At 29.9% G+C, this 24,880-nt stretch carries 24 protein-coding genes and 3 tRNA genes; 11 read left to right on the plus strand and 16 right to left on the minus strand.

Going from position 1 to position 24,880, the window contains the following annotated elements; all coding sequences use genetic code 11:
- The first annotated feature begins 4 nt into the window (after positions 1-4).
- A complete protein-coding gene (locus EGM88_RS07365; protein WP_123897337.1) occupies positions 5-724 on the plus strand; it encodes a ThuA domain-containing protein in 720 nt (239 codons plus the stop codon).
- A 17-nt stretch (positions 725-741) separates the two neighbouring features.
- Here the strand turns inward: EGM88_RS07365 and EGM88_RS07370 are convergent, their stop codons facing one another.
- The 3 genes from EGM88_RS07370 to EGM88_RS07380 form a co-directional block, all read right to left on the minus strand.
- Positions 742-2,715 (minus strand): alpha-ketoacid dehydrogenase subunit alpha/beta, encoded by a 1,974-nt coding sequence (locus EGM88_RS07370; protein WP_123897338.1) that lies wholly within the window; start codon positions 2,713-2,715, stop codon positions 742-744.
- An 80-nt stretch (positions 2,716-2,795) separates the two neighbouring features.
- Positions 2,796-3,281 carry an Lrp/AsnC family transcriptional regulator gene (locus EGM88_RS07375; protein ID WP_123897339.1) on the minus strand — a complete coding sequence of 162 codons (486 nt, stop codon included), beginning with the start codon at positions 3,279-3,281 and terminating at the stop codon, positions 2,796-2,798.
- 67 nt (positions 3,282-3,348) lie between these two features.
- Positions 3,349-4,449, minus strand: coding sequence for a M14 family metallopeptidase (locus EGM88_RS07380; RefSeq protein WP_123897340.1), 1,101 nt, complete (start codon positions 4,447-4,449; stop codon positions 3,349-3,351).
- A 245-nt stretch (positions 4,450-4,694) separates the two neighbouring features.
- On the opposite strand from EGM88_RS07380, the gene EGM88_RS07385 reads away from it, so the two are divergent.
- Positions 4,695-5,066 (plus strand): helix-turn-helix domain-containing protein, encoded by a 372-nt coding sequence (locus EGM88_RS07385; protein ID WP_123897341.1) that lies wholly within the window; start codon positions 4,695-4,697, stop codon positions 5,064-5,066.
- Between the two features lie 152 nt (positions 5,067-5,218).
- On the opposite strand, the gene EGM88_RS07390 is transcribed toward EGM88_RS07385, so the two are convergent.
- The 5 genes from EGM88_RS07390 to EGM88_RS07410 all read right to left on the minus strand — a co-directional run bounded on the left by EGM88_RS07390 (position 5,219) and on the right by EGM88_RS07410 (position 10,020).
- Positions 5,219-7,681 carry a M1 family aminopeptidase gene (locus EGM88_RS07390; RefSeq protein WP_123897342.1) on the minus strand — a complete coding sequence of 821 codons (2,463 nt, stop codon included), beginning with the start codon at positions 7,679-7,681 and terminating at the stop codon, positions 5,219-5,221.
- Positions 7,682-7,878: 197 nt separating this feature from the next.
- Positions 7,879-8,424: a DUF4252 domain-containing protein gene (locus EGM88_RS07395; RefSeq protein WP_123897343.1), complete on the minus strand. Its 546-nt coding sequence runs from the start codon at positions 8,422-8,424 to the stop codon at positions 7,879-7,881.
- Positions 8,425-8,442: 18 nt separating this feature from the next.
- Positions 8,443-9,042, minus strand: a complete 600-nt coding sequence (locus EGM88_RS07400; protein WP_238988405.1) for a DUF4252 domain-containing protein — start codon at positions 9,040-9,042, stop codon at positions 8,443-8,445.
- 32 nt (positions 9,043-9,074) lie between these two features.
- Entirely contained in the window at positions 9,075-9,524 is a 450-nt protein-coding gene (locus EGM88_RS07405) for a hypothetical protein (RefSeq protein WP_123897344.1), read from the minus strand.
- Positions 9,511-10,020 carry an RNA polymerase sigma factor gene (locus tag EGM88_RS07410; protein WP_123897345.1) on the minus strand — a complete coding sequence of 170 codons (510 nt, stop codon included), beginning with the start codon at positions 10,018-10,020 and terminating at the stop codon, positions 9,511-9,513. Before EGM88_RS07410 ends, EGM88_RS07405 begins: the two co-directional genes overlap by 14 nt.
- Positions 10,021-10,150: 130 nt before the next feature.
- Here EGM88_RS07410 and EGM88_RS07415 point away from each other — a divergent pair, with 130 nt between their 5' ends.
- The 4 genes from EGM88_RS07415 (at position 10,151) to EGM88_RS07430 (ending at position 12,635) form a co-directional block, all read left to right on the plus strand.
- A complete protein-coding gene (locus tag EGM88_RS07415) occupies positions 10,151-11,638 on the plus strand; it encodes a S41 family peptidase (protein WP_123897346.1) in 1,488 nt (495 codons plus the stop codon).
- A 63-nt stretch (positions 11,639-11,701) separates the two neighbouring features.
- The gene (locus tag EGM88_RS07420) at positions 11,702-12,070 is read left to right on the plus strand and encodes an RNA-binding S4 domain-containing protein (RefSeq protein WP_123897347.1); all 369 of its coding nucleotides are present in this window, start codon (positions 11,702-11,704) and stop codon (positions 12,068-12,070) included.
- Between the two features lie 236 nt (positions 12,071-12,306).
- Positions 12,307-12,393, plus strand: a tRNA-Ser gene (locus EGM88_RS07425).
- 167 nt (positions 12,394-12,560) lie between these two features.
- A tRNA-Pro gene (locus EGM88_RS07430) sits at positions 12,561-12,635 on the plus strand.
- Positions 12,636-12,958: 323 nt separating this feature from the next.
- Here the strand turns inward: EGM88_RS07430 and EGM88_RS07435 are convergent.
- The 7 genes from EGM88_RS07435 to EGM88_RS15760 are packed head-to-tail and all read right to left on the minus strand — an operon-like array spanning position 12,959 to position 16,009.
- Positions 12,959-13,150: a hypothetical protein gene (locus tag EGM88_RS07435; protein ID WP_123897348.1), complete on the minus strand. Its 192-nt coding sequence runs from the start codon at positions 13,148-13,150 to the stop codon at positions 12,959-12,961.
- Between the two features lie 18 nt (positions 13,151-13,168).
- Complete coding sequence (locus EGM88_RS07440) at positions 13,169-13,720, minus strand: hypothetical protein (protein ID WP_123897349.1); 552 nt, start codon at positions 13,718-13,720, stop codon at positions 13,169-13,171.
- Positions 13,721-13,733: 13 nt separating this feature from the next.
- Positions 13,734-14,435 carry a hypothetical protein gene (locus EGM88_RS07445; protein ID WP_123897350.1) on the minus strand — a complete coding sequence of 234 codons (702 nt, stop codon included), beginning with the start codon at positions 14,433-14,435 and terminating at the stop codon, positions 13,734-13,736.
- Between the two features lie 11 nt (positions 14,436-14,446).
- Positions 14,447-14,800 (minus strand): hypothetical protein, encoded by a 354-nt coding sequence (locus tag EGM88_RS07450; RefSeq protein WP_123897351.1) that lies wholly within the window; start codon positions 14,798-14,800, stop codon positions 14,447-14,449.
- 5 nt (positions 14,801-14,805) lie between these two features.
- A complete protein-coding gene (locus EGM88_RS07455) occupies positions 14,806-15,318 on the minus strand; it encodes a hypothetical protein (protein ID WP_123897352.1) in 513 nt (170 codons plus the stop codon).
- A gap of 43 nt (positions 15,319-15,361) precedes the next feature.
- Entirely contained in the window at positions 15,362-15,832 is a 471-nt protein-coding gene (locus EGM88_RS07460; protein ID WP_123897353.1) for a hypothetical protein, read from the minus strand.
- 33 nt (positions 15,833-15,865) lie between these two features.
- Positions 15,866-16,009, minus strand: coding sequence for a hypothetical protein (locus EGM88_RS15760; RefSeq protein WP_162497553.1), 144 nt, complete (start codon positions 16,007-16,009; stop codon positions 15,866-15,868).
- Between the two features lie 493 nt (positions 16,010-16,502).
- On the opposite strand from EGM88_RS15760, the gene EGM88_RS07465 reads away from it, so the two are divergent.
- The 5 genes from EGM88_RS07465 to EGM88_RS07485 all read left to right on the plus strand — a co-directional run bounded on the left by EGM88_RS07465 (position 16,503) and on the right by EGM88_RS07485 (position 23,388).
- Positions 16,503-18,401 carry a beta-N-acetylhexosaminidase gene (locus EGM88_RS07465; protein ID WP_123897354.1) on the plus strand — a complete coding sequence of 633 codons (1,899 nt, stop codon included), beginning with the start codon at positions 16,503-16,505 and terminating at the stop codon, positions 18,399-18,401.
- Between the two features lie 143 nt (positions 18,402-18,544).
- Positions 18,545-18,618 (plus strand) — tRNA-Arg (locus EGM88_RS07470).
- 193 nt (positions 18,619-18,811) lie between these two features.
- Entirely contained in the window at positions 18,812-19,762 is a 951-nt protein-coding gene (locus EGM88_RS07475; protein ID WP_123897355.1) for a sterol desaturase family protein, read from the plus strand.
- Between the two features lie 154 nt (positions 19,763-19,916).
- Positions 19,917-21,242, plus strand: coding sequence for a DNA recombination protein RmuC (rmuC, locus tag EGM88_RS07480; RefSeq protein ID WP_123897356.1), 1,326 nt, complete (start codon positions 19,917-19,919; stop codon positions 21,240-21,242).
- 76 nt (positions 21,243-21,318) lie between these two features.
- Positions 21,319-23,388: a M13 family metallopeptidase gene (locus EGM88_RS07485; RefSeq protein ID WP_123897357.1), complete on the plus strand. Its 2,070-nt coding sequence runs from the start codon at positions 21,319-21,321 to the stop codon at positions 23,386-23,388.
- A gap of 66 nt (positions 23,389-23,454) precedes the next feature.
- Here the strand turns inward: EGM88_RS07485 and glyA are convergent, their stop codons facing one another.
- A complete protein-coding gene (glyA, locus tag EGM88_RS07490; protein ID WP_123897358.1) occupies positions 23,455-24,729 on the minus strand; it encodes a serine hydroxymethyltransferase in 1,275 nt (424 codons plus the stop codon).
- Between the last annotated feature and the right edge of the window lie 151 nt (positions 24,730-24,880).

A 24,880-nucleotide genomic window follows, 5' to 3' on the forward strand; every position in this document is an offset into this window, starting at 1 on the left:
ATGTATGAAAAATAAAATTAAAAGGGTTGTAATTGTTTGTTTAAGTTTGTTTATTACTATCGCCATAAATGCACAATCTAAAAACTTATTGATATTTTCTAAAACTGAAGGTTTTCGTCATAAGTCTATTGAAAAAGGAGTTAAAGCAATTAAAAAGTTAGGTAAAGAGAATTTATTTTTGGTTACAGCTACAGAAAATGCTGATTATTTTAATAAAGATTCTCTTAATAAATTTGATGCTATAATTTTTTTAAATACAACAGGAGATGTTTTAAATAAAGATCAACAAATTGCTTTTGAATCTTTTATAAAATCTGGTAAAGGGCTTGTAGGAATCCACTCTGCTTCTGATACTGAATATGATTGGCCATGGTATGGTAAACTGATAGGTGCTTATTTTGATTCGCATCCCAAACAACAAAATGCTATAATTAATATTGTAGATAAAAATCATTTGTCAACAAAAAATCTTCCATTAAAATGGGAGCATTTTGATGAATGGTATAATTTTAAAGAAATTAGTTCTAAAATTCATGTTTTAGCGAGGTTGGATGAAACTAGCTATGTAGGAGGGAAAAATGGGGATAATCACCCAATATCTTGGTGTCAAGAATTTGATGGGGGTAAAATGTTTTATACTGGGTTAGGACATACAAAAGCAGCTTATAAGGATTCTAAATTTTTAAAGCATTTACTTGGTGGTATTCAATATGTATTAGAATGATGTTAATGCTAATTAGTTTAATAGTCAATAAGTTCGTTTATTTCTTTAGCTAATCTATTTTTACCTAAATATTGTTTTTCTAGATTAGGTTCAAAAGGTATTGGTGTTTCTATGCTTGCTACACGTTTTACTGGAGCGTCTAAATATTCAAAACAATTTTCGTGAATTAAAGATGAAATATCACTTGCTATTCCTCCAAATAAAGAGTCTTCTTGTATAACAATAACTTTTCCTGTTTTTTTAACAGAGCTATATATAGTGTCAGTATCTAAAGGTAGTAGAGTGCGAAGATCTATTACATCGGCCGAGATTGTTGAGTTTTCTTCTAAAAATTCTAAAACCCAATGTAGTGCATATCCGAATGAAATAATAGTAAGGTTATTTCCTTTGTTTAGTAATTTTGCTTTTCCTAATGGGAGGGTATAGTAATCTTCAGGGACATCTTGACGAATGCTTCTATATAATGCTTTATGTTCAAAAAATAAAACAGGATTTGGGTCTTCAATGGCAGTGGTTAAAAGTCCTTTAGCATCATATGGAAATGCAGGATAAACTACTTTTAATCCAGGGGTTTTGGTAAACCATGCTTCATTGGTTTGGCTATGGAAAGGGCCTGCACCAACACCAGCACCGCATGGCATCCGAATAACTACATCGGCATTCTGATTCCATCTGTAATTTGATTTTGCTAATAAATTTACAATAGGATTAAACCCAGAACTTACAAAATCAGCAAATTGCATTTCTACAACAGATTTAAATCCATTTACAGATAATCCATAGGCTGTAGAAATAATAGCAGATTCGCATATTGGGGTGTTTCTTATACGTTCTTTACCAAATGTATCTACAAGACCTTCTGTAATTTTAAAAACACCACCATATTCTGCTATATCTTGACCCATAATTACCAAGTTACTGTGATGCTGCATAGCCAATCTTAATCCGTCTGAAATAGCATCTACAAATCGAATGTTTTTTGTTTTTTTTGTTGATTTAATTTCTTTATAATCAAAATATTGATAAACATCACTTAACTCTTTTTCTGTGTTTGGAGTAATTGGATTTTCGTTGAAAGCTAACTCTAAATTATCACTGATTTTATTTATAATTTTAGTTTTTAGTTCTACTTCTTTTTCTTCTGTTAAAATACCAGTGTTTTTAAGAAAAGCTTGGAAATTCTCTATAGGGTCTTTTGTGGCCCATTCTTCAAGTAGTTCTTTGGGGACATATTTAGTGCCACTAGCCTCTTCGTGACCACGCATTCTAAAAGTCATAAATTCTATAAATACAGGTCTTGGGTTTTTCCGAACGCTTTTAGCTATATCAGCAATTTTTTCATATACCTCAATTATGTTGTTACCATCGATTATATGGCTTTCCATGGCATAACCTTTAGCTCTATCTGAAAGTTGTTCGCATTTAAATTGCTCACTGCTAGGAGTTGAAAGCCCATAGCCATTGTTTTCAATACAAAACAGTACAGGTAGTTTCCAAACTGAAGCTACGTTTAAAGCTTCGTGGATATCTCCTTCACTAGTACCACCATCTCCTGTAAAAACAGCACATATTTTATTGTTTTTTTTAAGTAAATTTCCTAATGCAATGCCGTCAGCAACGCCAAATTGTGGTCCTAAATGTGAAATCATACCTACTATATTATACTCTTGCGTACCAAAATGAAAACTTCTATCTCTACCTTTTGTGAATCCATTTGGTTTACCTTGCCATTGAGAAAATAAGCGGTGTAATGGAATTTTTCTAGTAGTAAAAACTCCTAAATTTCGATGCATAGGTAAAATGTATTCATCATCTTCTAAGGCTGAAGTTACTCCAACAGCAATTGCTTCTTGACCAATACCGCTAAACCATTTTGATATTTTTCCTTGACGAAGTAAGATTAGCATTTTTTCTTCAATAAGTCTAGGTAGCAATAGAGCTTCGTATAATTCGATTAGCTTTTTATTAGATAGATTTTTTTTAAAAAACATAGTGATTAAGAAATTAAATAGATAAAAAAAACGCTTTCAAATGTATTGAAAGCGTTTTATAAATTAAAATAACTTACCTATTATATTTTATAAGCGTCAAAAATAGCATGCATTAAACGTTTTTTATCATTAATAACTTCTTCTAATGAAATAGAGGTTTCTGTTCTTTGTACACCTTTGATGCTATCAATTCTGAATATAATATCTTTAGCATGTTTGGTGTTTTCAGCTCTTATCTTACAAAAAACAGCAAATTTACCTGTAGTTAGATGTGCAACAGTTACTTCGGGAATTTTTTTCAGCTCTTCAATAACAGACTGGGTATAAGAAGACTTTTCAATATATAAACCTATGTAGGCTATAAATGCATAATTCATTTTGTCATAATCGACCGTAAGTGTAGAGCCTTTTATAACACCTTCTTCTTCCATTTTTTTTACCCTTACATGAATAGTTCCAGCAGATACTAATAGTTTTTTAGCAATATCTGTAAACGGAGTTCTCGCATTTTCGATGAGTACATCTAAAATTTGATGATCAATTTCGTCTAGTTTAAATTTTGGCATGTTATTATATTTACATTTAAAGTGCTAATTTCTTAAATTTTATCTAAAATAACTAAAAAAAAATAAACTAATTATTAAAAAGGTTGATTAGAGATGATTTTGTATTAAATATTTTATAATTTTTATCTATAGTACTATTTGCGTAATATTCTGATAGATTGCCAATTATTTCGATAGTGGGTTGAAAAATAATTTTACCATCTTTTAAGGTTTCTTTAAATAAAACTCCAATATCGGTCCTTTTGTTTTCGTCTTTTATCACTACATTTTTATAAATTACATCTAGATATTTTTTTTCGTTATTTGGAATCTCTAGATAGTCTTCATAGTTTAAAAAATTATTAGTATTAGCTATAAAATAAACTCCCGTTACAATACTTATAAAATTGTACTTTCTAACTATTTCCCTATCATAATCATCATTGTAATGTCCCGCTTCTATTAATATGGTGTTATATCCCATTTTTTGAAAATTATCACCAGTTGCAGTGGGGTAAAATTCGTCTGTGTATCTACCAATTTGTCCTGGTATTAATTCCTTTAAATTTTTATACATGAAACTAATAACAGACATGGTTATTTTTCTACCTTCAGTTATTTTTCTGGTTTGTTCTTCGGAAGGGGCTAAAAATGAAATGGTTGCAGGTTTGTTTCCTACGCTAAAAATTGTACGTTGATCGTGAAGGTTAAAGCAAAATTTTGGATTCTCTTCTTCTAGGATTTTTCGCAAAAGTTTACTTTCTGGAGCTATAACGTCAATAGCGTCACGATTTAAATCAATATGTTGTGCATTTACACGGGAGTAAACACTTGCTCCGTCAGGGTTTAGCATAGGAATAAATACTAATGTGCATTGTTTTAGAATGTTTTTAGCTGTTTCATTTTTGTTATTTAGCCATTTAAAAAAATCAAACAATGCTTTTGTTCCAGTACTTTCATTACCGTGCATTTGTGACCAAAATAGTATTTTAGTAGTTCCTTTTCCAATGCTAATTTTATAAATGGGTTTTCCTGTGTAGGAGTTTCCAATTTTTGTTTTTAAGAATGTATTGGGTAAGTTATTTAAAATAGGTTCAATATCTTCTATAGTTATATATCTGCCAAATAATCTATTCTCTTTATGATGAGTAGCCCAAATAAGTAATTGATTCAATTCTTCTTTATTCATTTTGCAAATTTAACTAAAGTAAAGTTTACAATTGTAAACTTAAATTAGGCGTTTGTTGTCTTGCTAGCATGCGTTTATTTACATTTGTAAACATTAAAAAATAGGGTTTGATTAAGTCTTTGTTAATCATATTTTTATCAATAATTTATTAAAGTATTAATAAAGATTAATTGTAAGTTATCTATAATGTTTTTTATGTTTATTAAAAAATAATTATTTACATTTGTTACCTAATAATTTTAGGTTTGATAAATAATTTAGAGTTTTCGAAACGATTGCAGATGGTGATGGATTATTATCAATTGTCTGCCGCTGCTTTTGCTGATAAAATACAAGTGCAACGTTCTAGTATTTCGCATTTACTGTCTGGTAGAAATAAACCGAGTTTAGATTTTGTACTTAAAGTTTTAGATAACTTTAAGGATGTAGAATTGTACTGGTTGTTAAATGGTAAGGGTTCTTTTCCTGCTGATAAAAAAGTTGACTCCTCCTCTAGTGAAAATAATATTTCTTTAGAGGATGTAGAATTTAATAATAACAATAAGCAAAAAGAAATTGAAAGAGTTATTATCTTTTATAAAGACGGAAGCTTTAAAGATTATAAAAATGGGCTGTAAAAGGTTTGAGTAAAAACAAAAGATTTATTGTTGTGACAGAAGATATGTTTTCTATCTAATTGTAGTAAACGTTTTAAATGTTTTTATTAATTAAAAAAGCCTCACATTTTAATTTTGTGAGGCTTTTTAATTTATTTTATAATTTTTTTAGGTTAATCTATCTCAGAAATTCCTTTTTTAACAATGTTAATTAATTCTTCTTTGTTAGTTGAGCTTAACTGTTGCTTTGCTGCTTGAACTTGCTGTAACATTTGTTTTATAATGTCGTCTGCACCATATTGTTTGTATTGTTTAGCTTTTGCTACAAAATCATCAACCATAATGGTTGTTGCTTCTAGGTTATCACTGGTTGCAATCCATTGAAAAGCTTGACCGTAAATTGCTTGAACTTCAGGGTCTTGATTGAAAAATAAACCGGATATAATTTTGTCGGCAATAAATGGCATTTCTTGTGTTAATCGTTCTTTTACATAAACTTCTAACAATCCATTCGCCATACCTTTCTTTTCAAGAGGATCGTGAATGGAAATGGCTTTATCTATAGCACTTCTTTTGTCAATTTTATAAAGGGCTGCTATGGCATTAGATTTAACAGAGTATGATTTGCTTTCTAATGCATTCTTAAAAATAGACGCATATTTAAAATTACTTAAACCTCCTAGTACATTAATGGCCTTCGCTCTTACTAATGTTTTTTCGTCAGATGTAGCCAGTTTTTCAACTATTTTTAAAACATTTTTGTCTTTGTTAACGTCTATTTTATCTAACGCTAGTATTCTTAAACCATAATATTTATCATTTAAGGCTTTGGTTAGAGTTTTGTAAGCTTCTTTATTTTCTTGATCTGTAGCTAGCATTTCTATAGCATACCTTCTGTCTAAATAATTGGCTTTTTTATTGTTGTATTGATAAATGTAATTGTCGATAGATTTTTCATCTTTAATTTCGGCAACTAATATTTTATCAGCATCAATATTTATTAATTGAGGCTTGGTATTATACTTGATTGTAAACTTCTCCTCTTTGTTTTTTATGTTGATATTATAGCGATTAACTTTATCATTTTCATAAACATCTATATCTAGTGGGAATTCAAAAGTTTTGTCAGTAGTTTGTTTTATTAATACAGTAACTGATTTACCTTCTTCGTTGTAGATATAGCTAACATTTAATTTGGGGTGTCCAGAATCAAAAAACCATTGATTAAAGAAAGGGTTTAAGTCTTTGCCACTAATTTCCTCTAAAGCAAGTCGTAATTGATGAGCTTCGCCAGTCTTATATTTGTTAGTTACTAAATAGTTGTTTAATCCGGCAAAGAAAGCTTTGTCTCCTAAATAATTTCTTAACATATGTAAAATTGCACCTCCTTTATTGTAAGAAACTGCGTCAAACATGTCTTCTCTGCTACCGTAATGAAAACGAATTAATTTTTTCTTTTCATTACCTCCCATAAAATAACCCTTTAGATCATCGTATCGGTGAGCGTCGGCATAATCTTTTCCATATTTGTATTCTTGCCAAAGATATTCGCTGTAATTAGCAAAAGATTCATTCATACTTAGGTTACTCCAGCTTTCTGCTGTAACTAAGTCTCCAAACCAATGATGAAATAACTCATGGGCAATGGTGTTTTCCCAACTGTTTTTGTCTATTAATTGTCCTGAAGTTTGATTTGCATTTTCAGCATGTATTACAGCTGTTGTATTTTCCATGGCTCCACTTACATAATCTCTACATATAATTTGTGCATATTTTTGCCAGGGATATTCAACACCAGTTAATTCTGAAAAAAAAGTTAACATTTCTGGAGTGTTTCCAAAAATTTCTTTGGCGTAAGGCTCATAATCTTTTTCAACATAGTAGTCTACTGCAATATCTTTCCATGTATCTTTTACAATGGCAAAATCTCCAACGGCCATAAAAAATAAATATGGAGCGTGTGGCTTATCAAAATTCCAATAATCTGTTCTTGTGCCATCGCCATTATCAGTTTGACTTTCTAATAATCCATTAGATAAGGTTACATATTTGTCTGGTACCGTCATGTATATTTCTTGGGTAGTTTTTTGATTTGGACTGTCAATTGTAGGAAACCAACAGCTATTAGATTCGGTTTCGCCTTGAGTCCATATTTGGGTAGGTTTGTTAGGGTCGGTATCTAAAGGATCTATAAAATATAATCCTTTTGCACTAGAAATAGCTTCACTACCTTCTTGTGTTACTTCTTCAGGTCTTGCTGTGTAAGAGATGTATAAGGTGTATTCTTCATCTTTTATAAATAAGTTATCTAATTTAATAGTTAGTTGTTTGCCATCATAATCATATTTTAAATCTTTTCCATTTCGGCTTATTTTATGAATTAGCATTGCTTTCGCATCTAATGTTACAGTTTGAACTGGGTAAAAATGAGGTTTTAAGGTGATCCAAGCTTCCCCAGACATTTGGCTTTTTTTGTAATCAAAAGAGACTTTTAATTTAGTGTGAACCAGAGTGTTAACTTTTTCTCTTTCGGCTCTGTAATTTTTTTCTACACTGATAGTGTCTTGTTCGCTTTGGGTAAATGCATAATTTATTGACAATAATGTCAATAAAACTAGTAGGGTTAATTTTCTCATTTATAATGTTTTGATTATGGTACAAATATAATCTTTTATAAATAGTTAATCAATAAGATTTCTAATGGTGTAAGCTGATTTTTAAAAAGAATGTGATATGTAAATTGCATTTATTTTAAGGGTAAAAAAAATCCTAAATATTCTAATATTTAGGATTTTTAATTGTTTCTCAGAGATATGCTTAACTCCTTTATTTTTTAGTTGATGTTTTTAGCTAAATCTTTTAATTCTTTAAAACTGTCTCCATCAATATCTCCTATTTCATTTACCATTTTTAGTATTTTTCCAGGCTCCATGTTATCTCCTAAAACTCTTATTAAAGCAAAGCCTTTTGATTTGTCATTTGCGTAAACTACAAGTTCGTTAAGGCTAGTATCTGATTCACTACCTTCGTATTTGATAACAAAATTTCTTCCTTTGTTTTTAACTCGGATAAGTTCAATGTATTTATCAGCTTTTATTATGGTATTTACCTTTTTATTTTCTAAGGCATATTGAGCTTCATTTGCATTATTTTTTACAAAAGCCAAAACATTTAGTTTTTTTATTGACTCTAAGGCTTTTTTTGCTTCTGGAGAGGCATTTTCTTTTAAAGTAACCAAACTTGCAGGTAGGTCTAAAGATATAAAATTCTCATCATCCTGATTGTCAATATAATATTTCTGAAGGGAAGGAGTGCTTGCACAAGAAACTGCTAAAAGCATTACTATAGCAATAGCGAAAAATTTAGTTATAGTTTTCATTTATTTATTATTAAATAATTAATTTTTCTTTTTAACATTCTTCAGATGTTCTCCTCCTTGTATGTTCATTTGTTTTGTAAGTTCAGAGATTTTATTTAAATCTATATCTCCTGTAATAGATACAATTACAGCTTCTGCTTTACGATCAGAACCTCCTAAATCTGCACTAATACCATCTACAAACATAAATAGTTCTTTAACGTGATCCGCATCCTTACCTTCTCTTATGTATATTTTTACATTTCCTTCTTGGTCTTTAACGCTCATTAATTCAGATAGTTTAGCTGATTTTAAGTAACCCGATACTTTAGATTTCATGTCAGCGGCAATTGCTTTATTTTCAGTAGCTAAAACTCTTAAGTTGTTAAGACCTTTAACCAAATCTATATACTCTTTAGCGTCTTCAGTTTCTCCTGCAACTTTTCCCATTAACTCAAACATTTTTTTATTTACTGTTACTACAGATACATCATCCATATCTGCAAATTTGTCAAAAGTAGATTGAGCAAAAATCAATAAAGGTGTAACCATTAGGGTTAAGGCTAAAATTAATGTTCTCATTTTATAAGTTGTATTTCTGTTGTTTTTAAATTTTTGATTTTCATTTTGAAAATTCATCTTTTTAATAATATATAGTGTTTTCATAATTTCTATTCGTTTGTTTTAAATACTTTGTTATGTGTGTTTTGAAACTTTTGAAGTCCTGCAATAGCTACACTTTCTCCTTTGTTTAGATTTTGAGAAATTAGTTGGAAAGCTTCCTGAGTTTCTTTGTAGGCTTTTTCAGCCTCTATACGTTCTGCATTGGTAATAGCCATCTTTTTTGAATTACTATTAAATGTATAAACGCTTACTAAAAGTAAAACAGCAGCGGCAACTGAAGCCCATTTCCAATGCGGTTTTTTAGTTTTTAATGGTATGGTCTTGGTAAAACGTTCTGCTCTACTCTCATCAAAATAACTAAACATTGCTTTATACTCAAGCAAATGAACAGGTACTTTGTTTTGTTGAAAATACTTTTTTAATAATTTTTCTTCTTGTAAAGAAGTTTCAGCATTTTCATATTTTTCTATTAATTTTTCTATGTTACTTAATTCCATAGTTGTGTTGTTTTAATAACTGTTGTCGTATAGTTTTTCTTGCTCTTGATAATCCTACTCTCACTGCAGAAGGTTTTATATCAAGAATTTTACCAATTTCTTCAAACTCAAAATTTTCAATATCTCTTAATTGGATAATTAATTTTTGTTTTTCAGGTAAACTATCTATAAGTTCATGAACTTTACTAACACTATCTTTAATTTCTAAATCATGTTCTAATGAAACATTACTATCTTTATAATTACTATGTACTAATTTTAAATTATTTGAACGTTTTGCTTTAAGCTGATCTAAACAATAATTTTTTGTCATAGTCATTGCAAAGGCTTCTAAACTTTTATATTTACTTAATTTGTTTTTGTTTTTCCATAATTTAAAAAACAGTTCTTGAGTAGCATCTTCAGCTTCATCAACAGAAACTAAAAGTCTTTTAGCTAATCTAAAAACCTTATCTTTTAAGGGTAAAACTGTATTTAAAAATTCAGCCTGTTGCATTTTGGTTTAGTTATTGATAGGTTTTTTAGTGCAATACAAACTTAAGACGAAGTACTTATACTTTTGTTACATGACATTGAATTATTGTAATAATTTTTTAATAAATTGCGAAGAAATTTAAAAATAACATATGAGAAAAATTGTATTATCTACAGTAACTATCCTTACCCTATTATTTATTAGTTGTGATAAAAACAAAGATGAACCACAAGAACCGGAAGTAGAAGTTGAATTAAATAATAAAATTAATGATTTTGTTTGGCGTGGTATGAATACGCATTATTATTGGCAACAAGAAATAGCAGATTTGGCTGATACTAAAAATGATGATACCAATGAGTATTATACATATCTGAATGGATATAGTAATCCTAAAGATTTATTCGAATCTCTTATATTTGATAAAGGTAATACAGATAGAAATTCAGTATTTATTGAAGATTATAGAGCTTCAGATGCATCTCGTAGAGGTGTAAATGATACTTATGGTTTTGAATTTGGGTTATCTTATGTAAGTGAAGGAAGTGATAAAGTTATTGGTTATGTAAAGTATGTTGTACCTAACTCTCCTGCCGATGAAGCTGGTGTTAAAAGAGGAGATGTTTTTAACAGTGTTAATGGAACTGAAATGACTGATAGTAATTATTCATTATTTATTGATGCTTATTATAATCAAACTACAATGTCTTTAGGCTTTGCTAAATTTGAAAATGGAGAATTTGTTTCTAATGGTGTTGATGTTGATTTAACTATTACTGAAATTGTTGAGAATCCTGTATATTATTCAAGTGTTATAAATCATGGTGGAACTAAAGTTGGCTATTTAGTATACAATTCATTTAAATATACTTTTCATAAAGAATTAAATGATGTTTTTGGAACGTTTAAGTCTGAAGGTATTCAAGAATTGGTGCTAGATTTACGTTATAATGGTGGTGGAACGGGTTTAACTTCTGCTTACCTTTGTAGTATGATTTATGGTAATGCTTCTGAAAATGAAGTCTTAGCTAAGGTTATTCATAATAGTAAAAATAGTGATGATAATTATTATTATCCGTTTTTTGATACAGGTAGAATATATAACATTGATGGAGAATATAATGGTGAAGATGTGTCTCTAAATCGATTAACCTCATTAAATAAGTTGTATGTAATAGTTTCTGGAGATACAGCTTCTGCTAGTGAGTTATTAATAAATGGATTACGACCTTATTTTGGAGATTCAAATGTTATTTTAATTGGTACTACTACTTATGGTAAAAATGTCGGGTCTTTCACAATTTACGATTCTCCTGATTTTGGTCCTGATAATATTAATCCTGACCATTATAATGCAATACAACCTATTTCGTTGAAGATTTTTAATAAATTAGATCAAAGTGATTACACAAATGGTTTTGATCCTGATATAGAAGAAACAGAATATATATTAGAAATGCAACCTTTTGGAGATGTAAATGAGCCGTTATTAAAACTAGCTTTAGATGATATTTCTGGTGTTGGAGCAAAAACTAATAATTTAAAAAGACTTCAAATTGGACTGAAAGGAATAAGCAGTTCTTTTGATAAAAAACCTGTTTCTAGAGAGTTATATTTCTTACCAGATGAATTAAAATAATTAATTAACAATCTAAAAAAGCTCAATTAATTATTTAATTGAGCTTTTTTTTATCAATACAACATGCGAATAGATAAATACTTATGGGCAACTCGCTATTATAAAACACGAAGCAAAGCAACAGAAGCTTGTAAAAAAGGTCATGTAAAAATAAACACTGCTAATTGTAAACCTTCTAAAGAGGTTTTTGTTGGCGAGAAAATCATAGTTAGAAAAAATCAAATTAATTACGAATTAGAAATCTTAGATTTACCTCCTAATCGAGTTGGTGCTAAATTGGTTGATTTATATCGAAGAGATACTACTCCAAAAGAAGCATTCGATAAAATAGAAATACTAAAATATTCAAAAGAATATTATCGTAAAAGAGGTACTGGTCGTCCTACAAAAAAAGACAGAAGAGATATTGAAGATTATACCCAAGATGATTAGTTATATTAATTTTGATTTTCAAATTTTATAAAAATAAAGAAATATTTTTTTCTAAAAGAAACCTTGTAAGATTTTGAAAAACAAAGGTTTGAATTTGTTATATTTTAATAACGATTTAATGGTTTAAGATAAATTTTAAAATTTTAATAATTTCTATCAATTTATTTGGTTTTAAATTATCAAATTTTATTACATTTGCACTCGCATTCAAAAATAATGCAGTTCATTAAAGTATTGGAGAGGTGCCGGAGTGGTCGATCGGGGCTCCCTGCTAAGGAGTTGTACTCGTAAGGGTACCGGGGGTTCGAATCCCTTCCTCTCCGCAATTAAATAAAGATGCATGTAAAATTTTAAAAAAAGTGCTAAGGTACTATTGCATATTTATTTATAGAATGTGGAAAAAAGGGAATAGTATTATTTTCCTTTACCTTAATAAAAAAAGCATCATTTGATGTTTGAAATATTGTTTTACAGTGATAACTGTTTTTTTCGGGGTGTAGCGTAGCCCGGTTATCGCGCCGCGTTTGGGACGCGGAGGTCGCAGGTTCGAATCCTGCCACCCCGACGAACCTAATATAGGTCAACCTAAAACACTGTTAATCGTATGATTATCAGTGTTTTTTTTGTTTTTAAGGGTGTTCACAATAGCATTTAAATGTGCACATTAAAAATTATCTATTTACAAGCGTACTACTTCGTTTAAATATTCTTTTTCTTCAGGTGTAATTTGATCATATGCTGTAGAGCCTAAAAATAGAATTGCAATTCTTGAAATTTTACATCTTGTTTTCATTTTTTAACATGCCTATATTGATATTTGACTTGATTGTGTTGTTAATGTTGTAGTTTCATTAAGTAACTATTTTTTGTGTCTTTTTTTTAGAATTTTTATAATCGTTTTTTATAGTAACTGCATTTTGCCCAAATTGATACTAAAACCTTATCATTAAGATGTTGTAATCTCATTTTCGTAATGCCTCTAGTATTGGTATCAATATTTTCAAGAGACATGGTGTATTGTGCATTTACCATCAATGACGTAAATAAAAATGCTGTTATAAATGAAATATTTTTCATCATCTCTAGGTTCTAATTATTTTACCATGGTTCGGCATCTTTTCTCCAGAAATAACCTTCAAATTTTATCAATTGGTTGTCTTTATCTAGGACCTCTCCTTTTAAATATCCAATGATATTGTAAGTATCGGTTTCTACAATTTCAACTTTTCCTGTTGCATTTTTAAGCTCGTTAAAATTGCTGCCCGTAAACCATACTTCAGGGTAAATATTGTTAATTTTACTACTGTTCTCTAATTTAAACCTTATGGGATTTAATTGGTGTTCTTTACCTATTACATCTTTTTTGTTGGTGTTTTCAGGTAAATTAAAGCGTATCCAAAATGAACCTTCACTATTACCACCCCTAACTTGTCTCCAATACTTCTTGTTTAGCAATGTTCCTTTGGCCCAACCCAAAACAACATTACCAGATAATAATTCTGTTTTTCCACTAGGGTCGGTAAATTTTAAATTATTACCTTGAGGAGTGTTGGGAACAAAGTTACTCATCCCCATACCTTTTGAAGGATCATCATCGTTACTACAAGCTAATAAAGTACCTGCTAGCATTAAAATTATAAACTTTTTCATTTTTTTATCTTTTTTAAATTATTAATTGGTCGCTTTTTAAGGCTTTAAATGATAGCTTTTTTGTTGATTTGGAATCCCAAATATATCCAATTATAAAAGGTCTACTTTCGCCTTCATTTGTAAAATCTTCTTGTTTATATACAAGCTCGGCATCAATGGATAAACTATACGGAATTGCTCCAATACTGGTATTTTGTTTACCCTCTACTGTAGCTTGTAATCGGGCGTGTTTAAAATCTATGTTTAGTTTACCTTCCGCCCATGATCCCAAAGATTGGATGTATATCTTTATTATACTGTCTTTTTCGATGATAAGATTGATATTTATATCATTGGAATTTGAAACATTTATTTTTCCTGCGAAAGATGCTGCAGGGTAATTTTGTAATGATATATTGATTTTTGTTGAACCTGCACTATTTTTGGCAATAATTGGCACTTGTATTGTGCCAATGTCAAGGTTTTTTCCCCAACTCAATTGACCATCAGTTGCATTGATACTTAACGCTTCTATTTCTTTTTCTAAGAAAATAGTTCCGGTTTGTCCCCCCCAATCCAACTTATTAGGATATACATTACCTTCTTTAAAGAACTCAGATTCAATTTTTTCATAACTGATAGTTGGTGCTTTATAATCTGGATGGTCATTTTTGTTACATGCCGTAATCATCAATCCTATAAAAATATATGCTGTATAAATTCTCTTTTTTATCATTTTTGTATTTTTTATTCACAATTCAGTTTGTTAATTTCTACTCGTGTATCTTCTAATGCTTTTTCCCAATCAGCTTTACTAACCGTGGTTACACAGGGTTCTACTTTTTTTAAAGCATCTATATAGGTGTTTCCGGTTTTCTTTATAGCATTGCAGTTTTCGCTAGTTGGGTCGGTTCCATAATTGCTTAGAGCGTTATTGTAATCATTAGCACTTTCTTGCACTTCAGTTGACCAATGACCGTCACAATTGTTATCAGGTTTCAGATTATCTGTTGGATTACAGTTACTTAATGTAAATCCGATAACCAGATAGATGCCTATCAACATCAATTTGTTACTTAATTTTATTTTTAGTATTCTCATAGTATTCATTTTTTTAAGTTAACGTTTATTGTTCCTTCAATAGGGTAAATAGTTTTGGAATCACTCATTGGTCTTCCTTCCCCGGTAAATTCTACAATTAGATGATTATCATTAAAACTCACTTTTACCTGACCTTTACGAAAAGTAATTACTTCTTTATCTTTTTTAGTCATTGTAAAAATTAAAGTGATTGGTAAAAAACCGGGCCTATGTACATCAGGAATTTCAAAAATTTCTTGTCCGTCAGCTAATGATTTTTTTATATCCGGAAACATGAACTGCACTATAGGAAATCCTTCTTGACGAATGGAAAGCTTTACATTTTCTTTATTGATAATCTTGCTTTTTCGCCAATCAATGTTGTCATAGATATAGGTTTTACCATCCAGAGATAATGATATAGTCCCTTCTGTGGTTTTCACAGTTCTTTTTACTTTAGTTGTTACTATTTGTTTTGATTGTTCTTTTTTACATGCGATACAAAGTAAAAAGCAAAAAAGTAAGGTTATGTTTTTCATGGTTTTAATTTTATGAGGTGGTTTTATAAATTTTATTTTTGAATTATTTGAAAGTGTAAGCCCCATACCATTTTAATTTATTTCCATCCTTATCAATCCGCCATGCATTTTCTTCAAACTTTAATTGTGTATTAGATATTTCTACGTTTTTAAAGGTTTCAACTGTACCTTTTGGCTGATCCCATATAAGCTCTATCTCGTTATTTTTAAGGGTCCATAGCCAAGTGTTAGATTCTTTTGTTGTTCCCGATATAGCCATTCCAGTTCCGTCAGCTTTAAAAGTTAGCGTTACACCTTTTGCAGATTCGGCTGCCAATTCTTCAATTTCTTCATCGGTAATTGTAAAACCAGTGCGATCTATAACCGCTATTAGTTTATAATCATGATAAGTCCATGGGCTGTTTTCGACCAAAATATCAAAACGATTATCTGTTTCGATGTCATTTCGATCCTTTGAGCAAGAAAAAATAATTGAAATCCAAATTATTATTAATGTTAAAATTCTAATTTTCATTTTTACTTGATTTTATATTATTGTAAATCTAATTCATCTATTATTGACTTTACCTTTTGATATATTGTTATCAGAAATAAGTGCACTTACAACAGTTAATTTTTTTTGTTGATAGTGTATTTGCTTAACCAAATTGTTCTCTGCTATTTTTAGCATAGCCATTATTATGTTAAGCATAAAGTTTAAATTTTTTATTTTAAATTTAAATACATTCAAAACTATAGTAGGAAGTATTAACTTTTTTGTGAAATTTTACAGTTAGTAATAAATACTGTATTAATACAGTTTTAATGTGTATTTAGGACTATACCCCATCTATATAGTATTTTATCATTTAAATAATAGTTATTGTTGCTCTAGGTTGTAGAATTCTACCATTTGGGTGTAGGTATTTGGATCTACCTATTGCGTTGTGAATTTTGCTTTAATTTAAAATGACTATTACACTCAAAAAAAACGTCACTCTTGGGACTAATCTAGCAACTGACTAATCACAAACAATATTTATTTATCTAGAGTAATAATTAAAGCATATTATATTTTAAGACACTTGTTTAATTTCTTAATTTTTAGCTCTTTAAGTGTTTTTTTTGAGTTAAGTTAAGTAAAGCAATGAAAAAGTGGTAAAAAATCTTTTACTTTTGTAAGAATTAACATAATAACCCAATTTATGAAATTTAAAGTTATCCTCCTTTTTGTAGCCCTATTTTCTAGTAGTTTTTTATTTGCAAATGATAGTATATCAAAATATCTCCTGTTTTCTCCTAGGAAAATAAATATTAAAAGTAAAGACATTTCAATACATCAATCGCAAGTAAAGAAATTTAAAGATTTTTTAGAATTGAGTATTGATCAATCGTCAGCAGGCAAATGGAAGTTAAATACAACAACTGGTAATATTTATATTGATTTTGGAATAGATGCAAGTTTTACTGAAAATGACCAATATAAGTTAGAATTAAGTAAATCTGAAATTAAACTAAGTGCAAAAAATCTTAATGGATTACGTTATGGAAAACAAACATTACTTTATTTATTGGAATATGTAAAATCAGAAAATAAACCACTTCAAGAGATTGAAATTGATGATTGGGCTACTTTTGAACGAAGAGGCTATATGCTTGATGTCAGCAGAGATAAGGTACCAACAATGGCTAGTTTATTTATGTTGATAGACCAGCTATCAGATTGGCGTATTAATGAATTACAACTTTATACAGAGCATACCTTTGCTTACAGAAATCATCGTGTAGTTTGGGAAAATGCTAGTCCTTTAACTGCTGAAGAAATACAACAGCTTAATGTTTATTGCCTAAAGAAAGGTATTGATTTGGTTCCAAATCAAAATTCATTTGGTCATATGGAAAATTGGCTAAAACACGATGAGTATTTAGATTTATGTGAATGTGAAACCGACTGTAATACTATTTGGGGCAAACGAAAAAGAACTTCACTAGCACCTACCTATCCAAAATCTTTTGAATTAATGCAAGAATTATATGCAGAATTGTTACCAAATTTTACAAGTAAATATGCAAATATTGGTGGTGATGAAACTGTAGAATTAGGACTAGGTAAATCAAAATCTCTAAGTGAAAAAATAGGTAAAGGAAAAGTATATCTTGATTTTTTAAAAAAATTGAATGATGAAATAATTAAGAATGGAAAACAAACTATGTTCTGGGGAGATATTGTTTTAAATCATTCTGAGTTAATTAAAGACATTCCGAAAAATATGATTGCCCTAGTTTGGGGTTATGATGCTAGTTATCCTTTTGATAAAAATCTTGCAAAATTCCATCAGGCAAATTTAGATTTTTATGTATGCCCCGGAACATCTACATGGAGGTCTGAAATAGGTAGAAATCACAATGCCTTTCAAAATCTTAAAAATGCAGCAATTCAAGGTGAAAAATATGAAGCTAAAGGATATTTAATTACCGATTGGGGTGATTATGGACATTTTCAACCTAAATCTGTTAGCTATCCCACATTGGTTTTAGGGTCAAATTATGCATGGAATTATTCTGATAAAACATTAGATAATTTATCTTTTTTAATGAATAAATATGTTTTTCAAGATAATACTGGTAATACAGCAAAAGCTTTACTTACCCTGGGTAATGCTTATTTAAAAGCAGATATACCCGCAGGTAATGCAAATGCTTTTCATTTAATGCTTCGTAGATATGAATGGACTATAAAAGGTCATTATCAAACTAAACATTTAAACAAAACAGGATTATTGGCGGCAGAAAAAGAAATTATGTTCGGGTTAGAACTTTTAAATAAAGCAAAGCCTACTGCAGCAGATGCAGAAATTATAGTAAAAGAAGTTGAGCAAGCTGCAAATCTAGCGTTATTTGGTATACATCTTGGTTTGGAGCGTTTAAAGGCAAAAGGAATGGAAACGAAAAATATTTCTAAAAAAAGGAAACAAAAGCTTGCGTTGGAATTAGAGAATTTAATAAAAAACCATAAGGAAATATGGACGGTTAGAAATCGTGAAGGTGGTCTCAATGATTCTGTAAGTAAGTTAGAAGATTTGTTAAATTATTTAAAAAAATAGCAAAAAGGCATAAATGATTTGACTTTTAATGAGTTAAATTCAAGTATTTTTTATTTTTAAAAATAATGAGATAAATAAAATATTTAAATCATTGTTTTTTTCATTGGAAGTTTTATATTTGCACCGCTTTAATAATTAAAGATGGTGGCATAGCTCAGCTGGATAGAGCACCTGCCTTCTAAGCAGGCGGTCCTAGGTTCGAATCCTAGTGCCATCACTTAAAAGTCTTACATTTAGTTGTAAGACTTTTTTGTTTTATAAATTATCTATTCTGTTTTTTATTTTCTTAATAGTACAGCTTATACTTTATTATTAGTTTTAAATCAAACGACTAAATAGTCATAACAATAAAGAGTTTGATTTTAGAGGCTTAAATTAATTATCTATATTTACACAAAAAATTATATACTTTGGATATAACCAATCCGTTGGTCTACGGAGGACCCGCATTTATCGCTTTTATTTTATTAGAACTCGTTTACAGTAAAACTCATGATAATGATGAGTTGTACGAGTGGAAAGACTTATTTGCTAGTGGTGCAATGGGCATTGGCTCTGCTATTATTGCTCCATTGGTAAAAGTTGTTTTTATGGCTGTACTATTCAGTTATGTATACGAGCTTTTTAATCCTTTAGTTGATGGTGTACGTACTAATATTATGGGATGGAAATCTTTTGGATGGGCATGGTACATATGGATTATATGTCAAGTTTTAGATGATTTTGCATATTATTGGTTTCATCGTGCAAACCATGAAATTAGATTTTTTTGGGCGGCTCATATTGTTCATCATTCTTCTGACAATTTTAATTTAGGAACAGCTGTACGTAATGGATGGTTTACGGTAATGTATAAACCCTTTTTCTATATGTGGATTCCTGCATTAGGCTTTCATTATGAAATGCTTATAATATGTATGGCTATAGAGTCGTTATGGCAATTTCAACTACATACTAAATATGTACCTAAACTTGGTTTTTTAGAAAAATTTTTAAATCTACATACTCAACATCAAGTACATCATTCCAGAAATATTGAATATATGGATAAAAATCACGGAGGTTATTTAAATATTTTCGATAAGATGTTTGGTACTTGGAAAGAATATGATGAAAATATCGATATAGAATTTGGAGTTACTACTCCCCCATCTTCTTATAATCCTCTTGTTATTTTAACACACGAATATGGTGATATTTGGAGAGATGTTAAAAAAGCAAAATCTTTTAAAGAAGGTTTTATGTATGTTTTTGGACCTCCTGGTTGGAGCCCAGATGGCAGTACTTTAACTGTGAAACAACAGCAAAGACTTATAAAACAGGAAAAATTGAGAATTCAAGAAATGGCAGTAGATAAATAATTTCTATCAGCCTATTAGCAAAAAATATTCTGTTAATCTTATAGGTATCACTATTGATTTTATAAATAACTTATGTATAAGAAAAGGAGATGTAATACTATGTATGCATTTCCATAATTTTTGTAATATTATCTTTTATTAATTTAGTTTCAAGATGGAACAGTACTTTGTATTTATAATTATATTTATTGTAGCTCTATTACTTGGTGCTTTTATCGGTAAATTGTTATCCAATGTAGCATCAGAAAAAGAAAAATCGGCACTTATTGAACGTAATAATGTGTTGAATACTATTAAAGAAAATTCAGAAAAAACCATTTCTGAATTACAATTAGAATGTAAAAAATTACAATTGGAAAAAGAAGATGTTGTTAGAAGCAACATTCAACAAGATGCTGTTATCAACAATCTAAAAGAAAAGTTAGAGAATCAAAAAAATGAATTGGAAAATGTTCATGAAAAATTCACTAAGGAGTTTGAAAATCTAGCGAACAAAATTCTTGAGGAAAAATCTTCAAAATTTACCGAGCAAAATAAAGAGAATTTAAAAACAATTTTAAATCCTTTAAATGAAAAGATTAAACTCTTTGAAGATAAAGTAGATAAAACTCATAAAGAAAGTATTGATTATCATGCCGCTTTAAGGCAACAAATTATTGGGCTAAAAGAGTTAAATGAACAGATGAGTAAAGAAGCTGTAAACCTTACCAAAGCCTTAAAAGGAGATAGTAAAACTCAAGGTAATTGGGGAGAGCTTATTTTAGAAAGAGTATTAGAAAAGTCTGGTCTAGAAAAAGATAGGGAGTTTTTTTTAGAGAAAAGCTTTAATACTAATTTAGAAAATAAAACAAGAGTAAGACCAGACGTTATTATCAATTTGCCAGATAATAAAAAGATGATAATTGATTCAAAAGTCTCTTTAACAGATTATGAGCGTTATGTAAATGCTGAAGATGAGATAGAAAAGGAATCCTTTTTAAAAGATCATATCAATTCTATAAATAGGCATGTGAATCAATTGTCTGAAAAAAAATATGAAGATATTTATGAAATAGAATCTCCTGATTTTGTTCTTCTATTTATTCCTATTGAGCCAGCCTTTGCGATAGCTATTAATGCAGATAACTTATTATACAATAAGGCTTTTGAAAAAAATATTGTTATTGTTACCCCTTCTACCCTATTAGCAACGTTAAGAACAATTGATACCATGTGGCAGAACGAAAAACAACAACGAAATGCCATAGAAATTGCTCGTCAAGCTGGTGCTTTATACGATAAATTTGAAGGGTTGGTAACAGATTTAACCAAAGTTGGGAAAAAAATGGATGAAGCTAAGAATGAATACAAAGGTGCTATGAATAAATTAGTTGAAGGAAGAGGTAACTTGGTTAAAAGTGTAGAGAAAATTAAAAAATTAGGAGCAAAAGCTAAAAAATCTTTACCTCAAAAAATAATTGAAAGAGCTAATGAAGACTAAAATATTTTTTATAAACAAGTGTAACATTGAGGTTTAAAAACAGACTAAAGAATAAAATTAACTTAAATAATTAAAAATGAAAATTAACAGTAAAACACTTTTGTTAATGAGCTTAGCCGGAGTTTTTTCTTTTACATCATGTAAAAAGGAAGAAAAAGATATGGCTGAAGTAACAAAAGAAGCTATACCTGGTATTGTATTGGAAAATATGGATACAACGGTTAGCCCTAAAGAAGATTTTTATAACTACGTTAATGGTAGTTGGATGAAAAACACTAAAATTCCAGATGATAGAACATCTTGGGGTGGTTTTGGAGTTTTAAGAAAAAAAACAGATAAAGATGTTTTAGATATTTTGGCTAAAGCTAAAGAAAGTGGAACTTATGATGCAAGCACAGATCAAGCTAAAGCGATTTACATTTTTGACTCTAAATTGGATACTGTAACTAGAGATTCATTAGGTATAAAACCATTACAACCTGCGTTAGATGCTATTGCAGGGATAAAAAATTTAAATGATTTACAGACTGTATTGGCCACAAATACCACCGTTTCTGCTCCTTTTCTAGGATTTTCAGTTTTTCCAAATCTTTCAAATAGTGATATTAACGCAGGGTATATTTCTACTGGAGGTTTGGGGTTGCCTGATCGTGATTTTTATTTAGAGCAAGATTCTAAATCTAAAGAAATAAGAAGTCAATATGTAGATTTTATTATTAAAATGTTACAGTATGTTGGTGATAATGAAGAGAGTGCAACAAAACAAGCTGAAACTATTCTTGCTCTAGAAACAAGATTAGCAAAGCCACGACTAGATAAGGTGGAAAGTAGAGATGCTAGAAACTTCAATAATCCAAGAACAATTGCTGAATTGCAAGAAATGGTACCTTCATTAGATTGGAAAAAAATGATAGCTGACATTGGAGTGAAAAAAGAAGTAGATACTGTTATTGTTATGCAATTAAAATATATGGAAGAGCTTGAAAAGGTTTTTAGTGATACAAATATTGAAGATCTTAAAACTTTAATGAAATGGTCAACTTTAAATTCAGCAGCAGGGCAATTATCTACTGATATTGAAAAAACTAATTGGGATTTCTATTCTAAAACATTACGAGGGGCCGTAAAGCAACGTCCAGCTAAAGAAAGAGCTTTGGCTGTGGTAAACGGAACTGTAGGAGAAGCTTTAGGTCAATTATATGTTGATGCAATGTTTCCTCCAGAAGCTAAAGCTAAAGCAGAATTAATGATAGCAAATGTTATTGACGCTTATAAAATGAGAATTAAAGCTTTAGATTGGATGAGTGAAGAAACTAAAAAACAGGCAATTAAAAAACTTGATAATTTTACTGTAAAGATTGGCTATCCGGATAAATGGGAGGATTATTCTAATTTGGAAGTTACTCCTGATAATTCTTATTATGAAAACATGACTGCAGTAAGTAAATGGTCTTTAGAGAAAAATTTATCTGAATTAGGAGAACCTGTAGATAAAACTAAATGGGGAATGTCACCACAAACAGTTAATGCCTATTTTAATCCTTTAGCTAATGAAATAGTATTTCCTGCAGCTATTTTACAACCTCCATTTTATAATTATACTGCAGATGAAGCTGTAAATTATGGAGGTATTGGTGCGGTAATTGGCCATGAAATTTCTCATGCTTTTGATGATAGCGGTGCTAGATTTGATGCAGATGGTAATTTAAAAAATTGGTGGACCGAAGAAGATTTAAAAGCATTTACAGAACGAGGAAACGCGTTAGCGAAACAATATGATAATATAGAAGTTCTTGATAGTGTTTTTGTAAATGGTAAATTTACTTTAGGCGAAAATATTGGAGATTTAGGTGGTGTGTTAGGAGCTTATGATGGACTTCAAAAGTTTTATGCCGAAAATGGTAGACCTGAAAATATTGATGGTTTTACTCCAGAACAACGTTTCTTTATGTCATGGGCAACTGTATGGCGTACGTTAGTTAGAGATGAAGCATTACGTAATCAAATAAAAACAGACGCTCATTCTCCAGGAAAAGTAAGAGCTATTCAGCCTTTACTAAATGTTGATGCATTTTATGACGCTTTTGATATAAAAGAAGGTGATCCTATGTATTTAGCTCCAGAAGAAAGGGTTAGGATTTGGTAATTGAAATAAATTGAGACATAAAAAAAAGCGAGCTAAATGCTCGCTTTTTTATTTAAAAATATTTAACTAAGCGTTAAAAAGTGGTCTTTCACTCATCATTTCATTAACTTTTTCTGCTACAGATTCCAATACAGTTTCATCTTGATGGTTTTTAATTACTTCATCAATAAAATCAACAATAGTTGGCATATCATCTTCTTTTAATCCACGAGTAGTAACCGCTGCAGCACCAATTCTTATACCTGACGTAACAAATGGGGACTGAGTATCAAATGGAACCATATTTTTATTTACTGTTATATCTGCTTTTACCAACGCGTTTTCAGCTTCTTTCCCTGTAATATTTTTATTTCTTAAGTCTATCAACATCATATGATTATCTGTTCCTCCAGAAATTATATGATAATCTTTGGCAACAAAAGCTTTCGCTAATGCAGCTGCATTTTTTTTAACTTGTAATTGATAGTGTAAAAACTCATCACTTAAAGCCTCGCCAAAAGCAATCGCTTTTGCCGCAATTATATGTTCTAAAGGACCACCCTGATTTCCTGGAAAAACTGCTGAGTTTAAATAAGATGACATCATTTTTGGTTTTCCACTTTTTAAAGTGACACCCCAAGGATTTTCAAAATCTTTCCCCATCATTATCATTCCTCCTCGTGGTCCACGCAATGTTTTGTGTGTAGTGGTAGTTACTACATGGCAATGAGGTATAGGGTCATTTAATATTCCTTTAGCAATTAAACCAGCCGGGTGAGAAATATCTGCAACTAAAAATGCTCCAATACTATCAGCAATCTCTCTAAATTTCTTAAAATCAATATCTCTAGAATAAGCCGATGCACCAGCAATAATCAATTTTGGTTTTTCTTTGTTGGCAGTTTCTTGAATCTTATCATAATTTAAAACACCAGTTTCTTTTTCAACACCATAAAAAGATGTTTGGTAAAGTGTACCTGAAAAATTTACAGGAGAACCATGAGTTAAATGGCCACCATGTGATAAATCAAAACCTAAAATTTTGTCACCTGGCTTTAATAATGCAAAAAATACAGCTGAGTTTGCCTGAGAACCAGAATGAGGCTGCACATTTACATACTCAGCTCCAAATAGAGCTTTTGCCCTATCAATAGCAATTTGTTCTACAATATCTACTACCTCACAACCTCCATAATAACGTTTACCCGGATAACCTTCGGCATATTTATTTGTTAAAACAGAACCTGCAGCTTCCATAACTTGGTCACTTACAAAGTTTTCAGAAGCAATAAGTTCTAAGCCATTGAGCTGTCTTTGCTTTTCTTCTTGAATTAAATCAAAAATTTGTTGATCACGTTGCATTATAATTAATTTTGAAGAACAGATTAAAACTTTTTCAATTGACCAATAAATTACTACTTTCGCTTCAATTAAATTAGTAAAAATCCATTCATTGTTAAAATGATGCCAAAAGTACTAATTTCATTTTGCAAAAACACAGAAACTTATATAT

It is taken from the genome of Aureibaculum marinum, assembly GCF_003813905.1.
Taxonomy (GTDB): domain Bacteria; phylum Bacteroidota; class Bacteroidia; order Flavobacteriales; family Flavobacteriaceae; genus Aureibaculum; species Aureibaculum marinum.